This is a genomic window from Bradyrhizobium sp. AZCC 1610, assembly GCF_036924515.1.
In the GTDB taxonomy this organism is placed as follows: Bacteria; Pseudomonadota; Alphaproteobacteria; order Rhizobiales; family Xanthobacteraceae; genus Bradyrhizobium.
This window is the reverse complement of record NZ_JAZHRR010000001.1, coordinates 2041430-2054411: the sequence shown is the minus strand read 5'-3', so window position 1 is coordinate 2054411 and position 12982 is coordinate 2041430. Positions and strand designations below refer to the sequence as shown.

Here is a 12982-nt window from a genome sequence, read left to right as displayed (position 1 = left end):
CGCTGTTGCCAAGCCGATGTAGCGCAGAGGCACAATACCCACGCGCAGCAAAACCTGCTTCTAGAGGTTTTGCGCGGGAGCCGAGCCGCTATCGAATGCTGCGCGAACGAACCAACGAGAGTGGCATGGTTCGATTCGATATCATGCGGGCTCCATCGAAGAAACCGCGGTCGCCTATAGCTGAATGGCTAACTGGGATTCTATAAATCAGGTGTATTTCGAGGGCCGAGATTTCATTGCAGTGCGCCGCCAGGCAAACGCCCTGCAAGAGTGGTTTACCCGCGAAACCGGCTGATTATTCAACGAATTCAACGCGCATTTGGAAAAATGCCAAAAATTCCCTCCAGCAATTTCAATGAAGTAGGGACGCAAGGCATTCCGCGGTAGGCCCTCGGCACCCCTCGTGCCCGCCGTTGACAGCTCGCTGGCGCGTCCGACTCGTGGGAACGCCTGAAGCGATCCTTCGGCTAATCCAGAATGGCTACCTAACCATCGCGCTTCCAATGCGGCGGGGCTTCGCCGAAGCTCCAACCATGCGGGCCGAGTTCGCTTCAGCTATTTCGCGTCGCGCCGCTATCATGAGCGGCTCGGGAAGGCCGAACTGGCCAGATATTTTCGGGATTCCCCCGTGAACACCGCTATCGTCGTCGCCTCCTCTCCGATGGCGTGGCGGCCGGCTGTCGCGAAGCGCTTTTCCGGGGTCACTTCGATGGCCTGGCGAGAGTTGGAGCTATCATTTCGGGCCTCGGTTGCGCGTTTGCCGGCTTCTCCTTGGGCGCGCTGACGGGGGCGCTGTCGTAATCCGCAAATCGCTCCTTCCCGCCGGCGATGGAACAGCAATAGACATGAGGCGATTACTTTGCGCGTCTTGATGGCGACGTCTCGGTTTCATCCGGATATGGGCGGGATCGAGAACCATGTGCAAGAAGTTTCGAAACGCCTCGTCGAGGACGGCGTTAACGTCACGGTCGTGACGACCGATGTGTCGCAGCGCTATCCTGCACGGGAATTCGTCGGCGGCGTCGAAGTTCTGCGCACTCCCGCTCGGCCGCGGAGCAAAGATTGGCTGTTCTCGCCGGAGCTATATCGCATCGTCCCAGATGGACGTTGGGATCTCGTCCATGTCCAAAGTTACCACACCTGCGTTGCTCCGCTTGCGATGCCCGGCGCCCTGACATCCGGGCGCCCCTATATTCTCACATTCCACGGCGGCGGGCACCCTTCGGTCCTGCGGAATAGCCTGCGGTCCTTCCAGTGGCGTGCGTTACGTCCGCTCGTCCGGGAAGCCGAGCGACTGGTGACGCTCGCGAAATTTGAGGTCGAGCTCTATGGTCGGGCTTTCGGTTTGGGCCCAGAGGCTTTCGCGGTCATACTGAACGGTCCAGACTTTCCGGAAGGTCCCAGAGACGACCCCGTCGAAACCGAGCGCGATCTTGTCGTCTCGATAGGTCCGCTTGAGAAGTACAAGGGCCACCATCGAGTTATCGGCGCTCTCCCAGCTCTCCTCTCGGTGCGGCCGCACGCTCGGGTGCTGATTCTGGATTCTGGCCCGAGGCTGACGGTCTGGGGCGGCGACTACCCCACTCCGGACGGCACCGGGATCCGCGACTTCATCCACGTCTCCGACCTCGCCGAGGGCCCTCTGAGCGTGCTGCGACCAGACACGCCCGGGCGTGTTCACGGTCAATCTCGGCACCGGCGAGGGCAGCAGTGTCCTGGAAGTGATCCGGACGTTCGAGGCGGTAAGCGGCAGGACGATCCCCTACGAGATCGGCGAACGGCGCACGGGCGACGTTGCCGTCTGCTACGCCGATCCGACCCTCGCCGAGGAATCCATGGGCTGGAAGGCGACACGGTCGCTGACGCAGATGTGCGCCGATCATTGGCGCTGGCAATCGAAGAATCCCGGCGGCTACCTGGCGCCTGGCGTTCCGCCGCCGCCCATTGCTCGCCCAGCCCCGACCGGAGGTTACGCCAGGGATCATGCCGCGAATGGGTGACGTTGAAATGGAGCCCAACATAGAGGCGAAACCGATACGTCGCCTCAAGGAAGCGAGAAAATCACGGGATGAAGCAGAGCCGCCGATCGTGAAGTTGCGATGAATTCAACCGAGTACGCCTTATCAATCCATATAGAGGGCAATGGCCACCATACTCGACATCAACTGCCGGAACATCACGGCGGACCGGCCGCCGGTTCTGCTTGCGGCTGGCCCCGTCTTGCTCCGCCCGCTCGGGATGGCGGGCATTCCGGCGATCGTTGCTTCAAGTGAGGGCGCCCCGGCATTCGCCTCCCGCTATTGCAGCGGGCGCTGCATCCTTCCGCCCCGGAACGAGCCAGACGCGCTGATCGAGGCGCTTCTCGATACCGGGGACCGGCTTTTCCGCGCGCTGGGCCGCCGGGTTCCCTTGATGTATGGCGAGGACTATTTCCTCGAACTCATCTACATGCATCGCGCCCGCTTCGAGGAGAAGTTTCTGCTGCTCCTGAACGACCCGGAAGTTGCGCTCGATCTGCTGACGAAGGACCGCTTCGAGGCGCTGGCGCGCGCCAAAGATCTTCCGGCGCCGCGCAGCCTCCCATGGGATTTGCTTTCCGAGATCGAGAACCCGGTGCTTGCCAAACCCCGCTCGAAATTCAGCTGGTACCATTCGCAGCTGCAGGTCCAGCTTTTCAGCGACCACAGCAAGGCGCTCATTTTCGAGAACGGCCGCGCAGCAGCTGCCGATCCGCGCGTCGGGCGCTTTCGCGATCATCTCACATTTCAGGAGTACGTTCGGGGAGATGATCGCCAGCTCTGGTCATTCCACGGTGTCGGCGACGAGCATGGAAAGGTCCTCGCCTCGTTCGTCGGCCGGAAGTTGCGCACGTCGCCGCCACTCACCGGCGAGAGTTCGTTCATCGAGTTGATCCACGACGACGCTCTCGCGACGTTCGGGCGCCGGATGGCCGAGCAGGTGCCTCTGAAAGGCGCGTTCAAAATGGACTTCAAGACGGATGTGGAATCCGGCGAGCACTTTCTTCTTGAGGTGAACGCGCGCTTCAATCTCTGGCATTACCTCGGCGCGGCGAATGGCCTCAACCTCATGGAGGTAGCGTATGACTACCTTGTCGTGGGCAAGCGGCCACCGCGGCTGTCCTATCGCACGGACACGCGCTGGCTTTGCATGCCGCTCGATTGGCGCGCCTATCGCCAGCTCGCCGCGCGTCGGCAGCTGAGCCTGATTGGCTGGCTGTCCTCGATCGTCTTTACGCGCACCGTCTACAACATCTTCGCCTGGAGCGATCCGACGCCCCTGGCGATGGACTTCATTCGCAAGTTTCGTAAACTGCTCGGGCTGATGAAGGTATGGTCGCGACGATGGCTCTCTATGGCGTGTTAGGCGATATCCACGGCAACCGCGAAGCTCTTGTCGCGACGCTCGCGGCGCTGGAAGATCACCGCCCCGAACAACTCCTGTGCATCGGCGACATCATCGGCTACAATGCCGATTCTGACGATTGCGCCGCCATTTTGCGGGAGCGCGGCGTCGTCTCCGTTGCGGGAAACCACGACCTTATCGGCATCAGGCGCCTCGGCTTCGAACGCTGCTCGAACAAGGCGATGCATGCGCTCAAACGCACGCGCCGAATGCTCCAGCCCGACACCGTGGAATATCTGCGCTCGCTGCCGAGAACCGTCCTGATCGAGGACAGCGTGGTGCTCGTTCACGGCGGCGTGCGCGATGTGCAACAGTACATGACCACGCCGCTTCATATCGAAGAGAACGTCCGTTATCTGCGCGCAGACTTTCCCGGCCGTCACGTCTGCTTCTATGGTCACGTGCATGAGCAGAAGATCTTTGAGGTCGCAGACGATGGAAGCGTTCGCGACCTTCTCGCGGACGGTGTCGTGAAACTGCGCTCGGATCGGGAATACTTCGTCAATCCGGGATCACTGGACGCTTCGCGCAAGCAAGCGCCAAAATTCGCAGAATTTGCGCTTTTCGATAGCGGTCCAATGACCGTAGAATTCTTCCGCCTGCCATATGACGATATGCTCACTGAAGCGAAGGCGGCTGGCGCCGGTTATCGCATCGGTCCTTGGCGGGACCGCTTCTACGCCCTGCAGCGTAAGGTTCCTGGTTTTCGATGAGCACCGGGGTTCGACAGCGTCTGCGCACGATCGCAGCGGCGGATCGGGCCGTGATCAGGCTCAGCCCGACAGACCTGTAGCCTCGACCCTGGGCGGCGGAACGCACGGCATGCGTCTGCGCTATTCGAGACCGGTTACATCACTGGATACGGCCGAAACCGCCTGCTACTCCCCCGGCATCCGTAACATTGAAGCTTACTTCGAAACTGATTTCGTTCCCGCTTTCGCTATCAGCTGGGCATTGCCGACACAAGAAGCTTGGGATTTACCACCCGGGCCCTTGGGGCCTGTATTGCAGTACTCGGTCGAGCTCAACATGAGAATGAGCCCGGCGAAAAAATCTGTTCGTGAGCCAATAGTGTCCGCAAACCTCATGTCAGTATGCCGACGGTCCTCGTGACCGAGGCCTATTGAGCCGCTCGCGGGAGTCGCGCCTTGCGGGAAGCCATGTAGCAGCTGACGCTCGTCAGGGCGTCTGCGCTTCAGCTGCGCTTCCGGATTATTCGTTTCTAACCTCGACGAATCCGCGGCGGTTCACTTTCTGGGTAGACATCCGCACCGTCATCCTGCGAGATCGCAATGGCCGCGAGTACTGTCCGGTTGCTGATTTCAAGCTTTTGAAAGATGTGATGAAGATGCACTTTGATGGTGCCATTGCTAATCTTCAGGCGTCGGCCGATTTCCTTGTTCGACAGCCCCTCGGACACCAACCGCATGATCTGGCGCTCGCGGTCTGTCAGCACAGCGAGTGCGTTCTCCGTGATCGCGCTTTGCTCCCGAAATGCGGCCTGATCGGCTGTGGGCAGTGGCAGCAGCCGTCGGCCTCCCGCAACCTGGCGTAAGGACTGCACGAGAATCTCGGGCGCCACATCCTTTGAGATGAAGCTGAAACCGTCGACCGTGGCGGACATGACCAGCTCACGTTCCACTTCAGACGAGGTGAAAAAGACGAACCGCGTGGACGGATTCTCGGTATTTGCGATGGAGAGAATCTCCGGCCCGCTCACGCCAGGCATCGAGCCGTCGAGAATAGCTATGTCCGGCGCTAGGTTCCGAATTGCTTCGACGCAGCCCGGACCATCCGTGAAAGATGCAACAATCTTGAAATCGGAGTGTGCCCCAAGCACGTTGCTCAAGCCCTTCAAAACTACGGGATACCGATCCGCAATCACCACCCTGATACTACGCATTGGGCAGTCCTCAGTCCCGAATGTTAACCCCGCCCCCAGCCCTTATTCATCTCCCCCTGCTCGATGCCAGAATATATAATCGACCATGACGGTATGGCTAAACCTCCTCCGAATGAGTGGACACTTGTAGTAGGCTCGGAGAGCCAGGAGGTGTCGAATGGAAGAACGTCCGTCAACGTCAGTTGTTCACGGAGGATTACAAGCGTCAAGCCGTCGAGTCGGCGGTGTCGAGCCGTCGTTCGGTCACGTCGGCGGCCAAGGAACTCGGTCTGCGCGACTCGGTACCGCGGCGCTGGGTGGACAAGTTCCGGCAGGAGCCAACATCGGTGGCGTGGCGCCCCACCACGCAGGCGACGCCGATGTCGGCGGACCAGGCTGGGGAGATCGCCCGGCTGCGCCAGGAGAACGAACGGCTGCGCATGGAGCGCGACATCTTAAAAAAGTCGATCGCGATCTTTGCCGGAACGCGGACATGAGCTTCCGCTTCATTGAGGACTACCGCGACACCTATCTGGTACGGCTGATGTGTGCCGTGCTCGAGGTCTCGCTGACCGGCTATTATGCCTGGCCCGAGCGTCCGGTCAGCACCATGGCAGTCCACGGGTCCATGCCACTCTGCGGACGCAGGGACGTGGCGCCAGCTGCGGCCGGATCGAACGGCTGATGCGTCGATATGGCATTCGGGTGATCATCGCGCCGCCCCGCCGGGTTCGCACCACCGATAGCCGTCACACTCTGCCGATCGCGCCGAACCTGATCGCGCGTGACTTCACCGCCGCCGCTCATAACCAGGTCTGGCTGGCCGATATCACTTACATTCCAACCGCGGAGCCTGGCTGTGTCTGGCTGCCAGCAGCGGCCGGGTGCCGGATTGATCCATCATTCCGATCGCGGCGTGCAGTACGCTTCACATGAATATCGGTCGGTCCTCGCCGCCGCCAACATCACCGCATCGATCTTCGCCTTCATTGAGGGCTTCTACAATCGACCCGACTCCATTCCGCGATCAGATATCTCCCCCGATCGAGATGGAACTAAAAGCCGCTTGAACCTGTCCACTTTTTCGGGGGAAGACTAATGCCGAGGGCTTATACCCAAAGGTATATTTGGATAGCGGGAATTCGAATCTAACATTCACAAACGCTTACCAATTTTGAGGCATCCAACCCGACGTTGTGAAAGGAGAATCGTTCCACCCCGACAGGCTGCCACACTCTAGAAAGACGAAGGCGAAGAAGACTCAATCGATCGGAAAAGCGCTAATTCAAGGCCGAAAAATTACGGTGTCTTCGGAATTGTCGAAATTGTCAGATTGCATAATGGCTGGGAGGGTGAAATGCGGAGACGGCGATCTTTTGCAACGTTTATCGTCGGGAAAAGCGTTCTAATCAGAGAGGGAATTGCTAGAATTCTAAGCGCGGCAAATTTTCGCACCCTTGCGTCGGTGTCATGCGCTGATGATTTGTCGCCGAATAAACTCCAATCGCACCCATCGCTGATTCTCATGGTCCATGCGGGCGATGATTTCGAATCCGCAGTTGAACATATCGAGCTCTTGCGGGAGCGGCATCCGAAAGCACGCCTTGCGGTCGTGGCCGATCACTACCGGCTAGACGAGATGGTTTCGGCCTTTCGGGCGGGCGCCAGCGGCTATTTCATCGACGTCATGACGTGTGATGTATTCGTCAAATCCATTGAACTGGTGATGATGGGCGAAATAATCTTCCCGCCGGCATTCATGTCATCCATTCTTCAGCCTGAAAGCGACCACTTCGCCAGGCCGGAGCCGCGCAACGATAATGCTCGGGCGGTCGCCTTCACCGCGGAGCGCGGCATGACGCAACAACTGTCCCCCCGGGAACAATCAATCATGCAATGCCTGATCGCGGGCGATTCCAACAAGTCCATAGCGCGCAAGATCGATATCGCGGAGGCGACCGTTAAGGTCCACGTCAAGGCGATCCTTCGCAAGATCCGGGTCCAGAACCGGACCCAAGCGGCAATTTGGGGGATGAACAATGGTTCAGTGGTGCGACCGATAATAGACGGCTCGAGTACAAGCGAGCAATTTCCGGACTCGCTCCCGATTGTTCCCGATCTCAAGCAGATCGAGGGATTAGTAGTACGACCAGAGTTGATCAATCAACACACAAATCGTGTGAAGACTCCGAATGTTGGCCGCCTGATACGCAACGGAACAGCGCGGCTCGGAAAATAGGCCGGGCAACTGTCGGGACTCTCGCGTCCCCTGCTTTTTGAGCGAAATTACAGCGACGTTGTCGATCGGGCCTGAGCCAGTCGTACGCGATCTTGTGTAGGACAGGATCGAGGCCGGCCGGCTTCAGCATGACTGCGCAAGTACCGAACAGAAAGCTCCGACATGATCTTACTGACCGGAGGCGCTGGCTACATCGGGTCCCATGTCGCTGTCGCGTTACTTGGCGCTGGGCTCGATCTCGTCGCAGTCGACAACCTCTCCAACAGCAACGAAGCGTCTCTCGAACGTGTGCAAACCATTTGCGGACGATCGCTCGTCTTTCGGCATGCCGACATCTGTAATGAAGAGGCGATCTACGAGATATTGCGCGCTTACGAAGTGACCGCCGTCATTCACCTCGCGGGGTTCAAGGCGGTAGGCGATTCCAGCGTTCGGCCCATGAGCTATTACGAGAACAACGTCTTGGGAACGATGCGGCTAGTGTCAGCCATGACGAGAGCGAGCGTGAAGACGCTCGTTTTTAGTTCGTCCGCAACCGTTTATGGAACTCCCACGTATCTGCCGCTGGACGAGAAGCATCCCGTCGGACCGACAAATCCGTACGGCCGTACAAAGCTTTTCATCGAAGAAATACTAAAGGATCTTTATAGGTCCGACGAAAGTTGGCGGATTGGCATTCTACGCTACTTCAATCCGGTTGGTGCGCATGAAAGCGGGCTCATCGGTGAAGACCCCTTGGGCGTTCCGAGCAACCTGTTGCCGTTTGTGGCGCAAGTGGCAATCGGAACGCGTGAGAAGCTACACATCTGGGGAAACGACTACGATACTTCGGATGGCACGGGAATCCGCGACTTCATTCATGTCGTAGATCTTGCATCCGGGCATCTAAGTGCTCTGAGCCACCTGAAACAGCCCGGCGTACTGACCGTCAATCTCGGAACAGGAAGCGGGAGCAGCGTCTTGGAGGTGGTTCGGACATTCGAGGTCGTGAGCGGCAGGCCAATTCCCTATGTGATCGACGAACGCAGGGTCGGTGATGTTGCAATCTCTTATGCTGATCCGACGCTCGCGAACAGACTATTGGGTTGGACATCCAGGCGATCATTAACGCAGATGTGCGCCGACCATTGGCGTTGGCAGATCAAAAACCCAAACGGCTATCGTGGCACCCAGCTCGTGAAGGTTCGCGAACAGTCGCAGCCCATTCATTGAAGTCGTCCACGTATTGCGCGGCTGGACCAGCCACCGCGTGTTGAGCTTCCGCAAGGTGTCGCGCTTGGTCCGAGGACGCCTGAGTTTCCCAACGCCCATGTCATCGCGAGCATCACTGCGCCTATCCACCTAGGCGAGGATCGTCCCAGCGCGCGCAAGCGCCTCATTGTCTTCTGAAAGAAGTCCCCGTCCGAATTGTTTCGCGACGCGCCCCCGATACCGCGGGCAGCATTCATTTGCTTGTTGAGAATGACCGCGCGACCCATCTGCAATCACCTCTCGCGCGACCCTAAACTGCTTGGCTGCCTGACCGCGGGACATGCCGCCCTCAATCCCTGCCACAACACGCTTGCGAAAATCCAGAGAGTAAGCTGCCCCATCCATGCTGGCCTCATCCGAGCGAGCAAACTCCTGCCCGCTGGCCCGTTTCTCAAACATTGCCGACAGGAGCGATGCGAGAGGAGATCGCATTTTCAGCGACATTGACGTCGATGATACGGATCCCATGGCGGCTCTCCCTCTCGATCAGGCCGCAATCGCAGAACCTCATCACCGCGTGGCTCAACGTGTCGCAGTTGATCACGAGATAGTTGGCGATGTCGGTATACCTAGCGATGTTGGTGCACGACATCGGAAGTTCGACCGATACGCAGCGCGCGTCCGAGTGCAAAGCGCGAGGCTCAGGATGAACGAGGCGGCGTGCTGCTCCGTCTCGATACGACCGATCAGGAACTGGTGAATGTTGGCGCGAGCTAGTAGGCTAAGGGGCGTTGAATTCAGGCCATTAAGTAACGCGCAGTCAAGTCCATCTGCTGAAGCCGGGAAATCCTCGCCGACAAACTGCGGCAGAAGACTTATTTCGCACGATTTACGTTCCGAAGTCGTAGCAGCCTCGTCACCTCCTCCCGACACGCAGTGAATTGTCCGCGGTCGCTTCGGTCCGCCCTATCGCTGACGGGATATTTGAACCGCTCAGCTTTCCGTGAGGCGCGTCGGGACCGTCCTGGTACCGCAGGGTGACCTCGACGGCGTCTCCTGGATACAACTCGGTATCTTCGTTCGCGATAACTCGTTCCTGCCCCTTCTCGCCTTTCCTGGTGATCGCAATCTCCGGCTTACTGCCGGCTCCTCGTACGAGTTGTGATCGAACCATAGCAGTGTACTGAAGCTTCTCGCCGACGCTCTGCAGCTTTTCGCGAATTTGATTGAGCTTTACGCTGGTGTCCTGCAGCTCGCGGAGCAGGTCGAGCCGTCGCTGGTCGTCGAGCTTTACCAGCCTTCTGGCGACCTCGTCCTGGTGCTGCTTGATCAGCAATAGTTGCGCAGAGGTCTGCAGCTTCCGAGTCGATGACAGCAGCACCGCGCGCCGGGCATCCGTAACGCGAGGGCTGGTCAAGGAACCCTTGCCGTAGAGATCGGACGCTTTCTGCAGTTCTTCGAGGTCTGACTGAAATCCCTCTTCCTCTTTCTTCTGCTGCTCCGAGAGCACGTGGACCTGATGCTCTCCCTGTCGGACGCTGCGCTGAAGGAACTCCTTTTCCCGCTGATAATCACTCTGCTTCGTCTTCAGATATTCCGTTTCTGCATTGACGATTTCAGAAATCGCCGATCGAGCCACGGGCACGTCCGCCAGAGCGCTTGGACTGATCCGGGGCCCTTCTCCGAGTTCGGTCTTGATGCGCCACATACGCGCCTGTTCCTTGGCAAACTCTGTCCAAAGCGATCCATACTCGCTCCTCAAGTCTGCTGACTCGAGATAGGGGTTGCTCATTCTGATGCGCATGATCTCGTAGCCACCTGCCACGGCGACGAGCTGGCCTGCGGTGATAGACGGACGATAAGGGTACTCACCCGGCTTCGACACGTCTCCATTTACGTAAATCGGCCTGTATTCCGCGACGGTCGTCGAGACCTCATCTGCGGCTATCACGATGACGACCTCGCGGCCATCCGTAGTCCTCTGGCGAAATACCCTGCTGGCCAGCGTGGCCCCGATTCGGGCTCGGATCTGCGGTAAGGGCAGTCCGGCTACTGTAAGCGTTCCAACCAGCGGCAACGAAATGTTTCCGTCAATTTGGACAACAGCACGATACCGTAGCTCCGGTACGCCCGCCACGGCAACCTCCAGCGTATCTCCAATGTTTACTCGATATTCGGCCTTCGCGTGAGTGACGGACATCGTCAAGCCAACAGCCACCAAGCCCCACTTGATGCAGCGACCCCGGTTACTGCCAAAGAATTCGACATCGAAAAAATGGCAGAGGCTGGAGTTCGGCATGGCGGCAACTCCCTGTACGGACGTGGTCACCGGGTGAAATCCTTCATACCTATCCGCGGAAGGCAGTGCATCGACATCGCTACGGATCGAGCAATCATCACAACAGGGATCCGCAAAGCCAATGTTTCCTCTTTAGCGCGGGCCGCTCACTGCCTCTTCGCTATGTTCGATTGATCTGTCCTCTATCGTTGTCGACAATCTAATCCGGCAGGGCCCTGGCTCAACCGGCCATCGTGGTTACTCCTCTCTACCCATTTATAGCCAATTTCCGCCCAATGACCCGAATGCTACTGATGTGGCTGAGAGGCGGAATGACTGGGAATGAGTGGGCGGGAGTGGCCAGTGAGTTATGCGTCCTTCACCAATTCGCCGGCCTCTACCCAGTTTCCGGCCCGTTCGAAGGCTGGCAGCAGGGCGGTCCCAGCGGGCAAGAGGGGCCGATTGGCTGCCCTGTTGGTATTGGCAGCAAGCACCGAATTCCTGCTGGTAGCCGTCGCGGCCTATACCGCCGCCGTCCTCTATCATCGGCTGATCCTGCTGGACTCGCCGAACGTCGCGTACATCCAGGAATCCCTTCTGATTGCCACATTGCAGCTGCTCGCTTCCATAGGGCTCCAGCAATATTCCCGGATCCAGACACAGCCCCGGCACGTGTTCCTATGGAGCGGCGCCAGCAGCGTCTTCTTCGTATTCTCCTTCTTCATATCGACGATATTTCTTCTGAAAATCTCGGAAGGTTACTCGCGCGCGACTGTCATCGCACAGGCTGTGAGTGTCCTCTTTACGGTGCTCTGCACACGGGCAATATGGTTCTCAATACTTCAGCCTGCCATTGCATCAGGGTTGATCGAGGCCAGGCGCATCATACTCATAGGGAACCCGAGTCACTGCCTCCAATTTTCCGCTCGAGCACTCGCCACCGGAATTAGGACGATCCGCTCGTTCGACTTTCCGACGGCTCGCACCGACATCTCAGTAGCGCCCCGACCCGGCGCGACCCAAGCGCTACCTGATACCCGGCAACTAGTCGCAAATTGCCGGCCTCTCCGCGCGGATGACATTGTCATCTTGACTTCGGAGTCGGACGTTCCGTCTGCACTCACGCTTGCCGGCGCCCTATCAGATCTGCCCGTCGACGTTCACGTCGTCCCTGTTGGATCCATGGATCTCATGGCCGTGTCGCGGATCACTCAGTTCGGCAACATGGTGACAATGCGGATCTTCCAATGTCCCCTCACTCCTTTCAACAGAGCAATCAAGCGAATGTTCGACATTGCCGCTGCAATCGCTGCCCTTATTATGGTTAGTCCGCTTTTCGTCATCATTCCGCTTGCAATCAAGCTCGAGTCCCGAGGGCCCGTGCTATTCCGCCAGACGCGGCACGGCTACAATAACGAGCCCATTCGCGTCCTGAAATTCCGAACGATGACAGTGATGGAGGATGGCGACGATTTCAGACCTGTCGTCAGACACGATCCACGAGTGACTCGTCTGGGATCCTTATTGCGTCATACGAACATCGATGAGCTTCCGCAGTTGTTCAATGTCCTGGCGGGCACCATGTCGCTCGTCGGTCCACGTCCACACGCGACCTCGCAAAACGAGGTGTTCGCTGAGGTGATTTCGTCATTTTCCCGTCGCCACAATGTCAAGCCTGGCATTACCGGCTGGGCTCAAGTCAACGGCTACCGTGGCGACACCGACACCCTCGAGAAGATGCAGCGGCGTGTAGAGCACGATCTCTACTATATCGACAACTGGTCGCTCTTGTTCGATCTCAAAATCATGCTCATGACCCTCTTTTCCAGAAAGGTGTATTGGAATGCTTATTGACGCGACTCCGCCTGTAGCACGTTCAGACCTTTCCTTGGCAAATCGCCGAGCGCATTGGAGTTGCGCATCCCTCGCGTCCGGCACGGCGCTTCGTTTCATCTCATGTGCGAAGCCT

Annotated in this window: 9 protein-coding genes and 3 pseudogenes; 8 read left to right on the top strand and 4 right to left on the bottom strand. The window is 58.4% G+C overall.

Going from position 1 to position 12982, the window contains the following annotated elements; translation table 11 throughout:
• Positions 1 to 871 precede the first annotated feature (871 nt).
• A pseudogene (locus tag V1279_RS37800) lies at positions 872 to 1327 on the top strand (glycosyltransferase); the annotation flags it as partial.
• Here V1279_RS37800 and V1279_RS09755 read toward each other — a convergent pair.
• Positions 1265 to 1477: a hypothetical protein gene (locus V1279_RS09755; protein WP_334446766.1), complete on the bottom strand. Its 213-nt coding sequence runs from the start codon at positions 1475 to 1477 to the stop codon at positions 1265 to 1267. The pseudogene V1279_RS37800 and the gene V1279_RS09755 sit on opposite strands and share 63 nt — an antisense overlap.
• A gap of 75 nt (positions 1478 to 1552) precedes the next feature.
• Here V1279_RS09755 and V1279_RS09750 point away from each other — a divergent pair.
• The 3 genes and pseudogenes from V1279_RS09750 to V1279_RS09740 all read left to right on the top strand — a co-directional run.
• Positions 1553 to 2000, top strand: a pseudogene (locus tag V1279_RS09750) (hypothetical protein); the annotation flags it as partial.
• Between the two features lie 220 nt (positions 2001 to 2220).
• Positions 2221 to 3384: a carboxylate--amine ligase gene (locus V1279_RS09745; protein WP_334434740.1), complete on the top strand. Its 1164-nt coding sequence runs from the start codon at positions 2221 to 2223 to the stop codon at positions 3382 to 3384.
• Positions 3351 to 4136, top strand: coding sequence for a metallophosphoesterase family protein (locus V1279_RS09740; RefSeq protein ID WP_334434737.1), 786 nt, complete (start codon positions 3351 to 3353; stop codon positions 4134 to 4136). The genes V1279_RS09745 and V1279_RS09740 overlap by 34 nt, the downstream gene beginning before the upstream one ends.
• A gap of 509 nt (positions 4137 to 4645) precedes the next feature.
• Here V1279_RS09740 and V1279_RS09735 read toward each other — a convergent pair.
• The gene (locus V1279_RS09735) at positions 4646 to 5326 is read right to left on the bottom strand and encodes a response regulator transcription factor (protein ID WP_334434734.1); all 681 of its coding nucleotides are present in this window, start codon (positions 5324 to 5326) and stop codon (positions 4646 to 4648) included.
• A 116-nt stretch (positions 5327 to 5442) separates the two neighbouring features.
• Between V1279_RS09735 and V1279_RS09730 the strand changes: the two are divergent.
• The 3 genes and pseudogenes from V1279_RS09730 to galE all read left to right on the top strand — a co-directional run bounded on the left by V1279_RS09730 (position 5443) and on the right by galE (position 8756).
• Positions 5443 to 6364 (top strand): annotated as a pseudogene (locus V1279_RS09730) (transposase).
• Between the two features lie 466 nt (positions 6365 to 6830).
• Positions 6831 to 7544 (top strand): response regulator transcription factor, encoded by a 714-nt coding sequence (locus V1279_RS09725; RefSeq protein ID WP_334434731.1) that lies wholly within the window; start codon positions 6831 to 6833, stop codon positions 7542 to 7544.
• 162 nt (positions 7545 to 7706) lie between these two features.
• Positions 7707 to 8756 carry a UDP-glucose 4-epimerase GalE gene (galE, locus tag V1279_RS09720; protein WP_334434729.1) on the top strand — a complete coding sequence of 350 codons (1050 nt, stop codon included), beginning with the start codon at positions 7707 to 7709 and terminating at the stop codon, positions 8754 to 8756.
• Between the two features lie 430 nt (positions 8757 to 9186).
• Here galE and V1279_RS09715 read toward each other — a convergent pair whose 3' ends face one another.
• Entirely contained in the window at positions 9187 to 9387 is a 201-nt protein-coding gene (locus V1279_RS09715; RefSeq protein WP_334434726.1) for a hypothetical protein, read from the bottom strand.
• Positions 9388 to 9651: 264 nt separating this feature from the next.
• Positions 9652 to 11034, bottom strand: a complete 1383-nt coding sequence (locus tag V1279_RS09710; protein ID WP_334434725.1) for a polysaccharide biosynthesis/export family protein — start codon at positions 11032 to 11034, stop codon at positions 9652 to 9654.
• Between the two features lie 441 nt (positions 11035 to 11475).
• On the opposite strand from V1279_RS09710, the gene V1279_RS09705 reads away from it, so the two are divergent.
• Positions 11476 to 12867 (top strand): undecaprenyl-phosphate glucose phosphotransferase, encoded by a 1392-nt coding sequence (locus V1279_RS09705; RefSeq protein WP_334434723.1) that lies wholly within the window; start codon positions 11476 to 11478, stop codon positions 12865 to 12867.
• Positions 12868 to 12982: the final 115 nt, after the last annotated feature.

Bases quoted from the DNA above. Each gene is read 5' to 3' on its own strand.
- V1279_RS09710 (WP_334434725.1), bottom strand. From the start codon at position 11,034: ATGCCGAACTCCAGCCTCTGCCATTTTTTCGATGTCGAATTCTTTGGC.
- V1279_RS09735 (WP_334434734.1), bottom strand. From the start codon at position 5,326: ATGCGTAGTATCAGGGTGGTGATTGCGGATCGGTATCCCGTAGTTTTG.
- V1279_RS09740 (WP_334434737.1), top strand. From the start codon at position 3,351: ATGGTCGCGACGATGGCTCTCTATGGCGTGTTAGGCGATATCCACGGC.
- V1279_RS09755 (WP_334446766.1), bottom strand. From the start codon at position 1,477: ATGGTGGCCCTTGTACTTCTCAAGCGGACCTATCGAGACGACAAGATC.
- V1279_RS09715 (WP_334434726.1), bottom strand. From the start codon at position 9,387: ATGTCGTGCACCAACATCGCTAGGTATACCGACATCGCCAACTATCTC.
- V1279_RS09725 (WP_334434731.1), top strand. From the start codon at position 6,831: ATGGTCCATGCGGGCGATGATTTCGAATCCGCAGTTGAACATATCGAG.
- galE (WP_334434729.1), top strand. From the start codon at position 7,707: ATGATCTTACTGACCGGAGGCGCTGGCTACATCGGGTCCCATGTCGCT.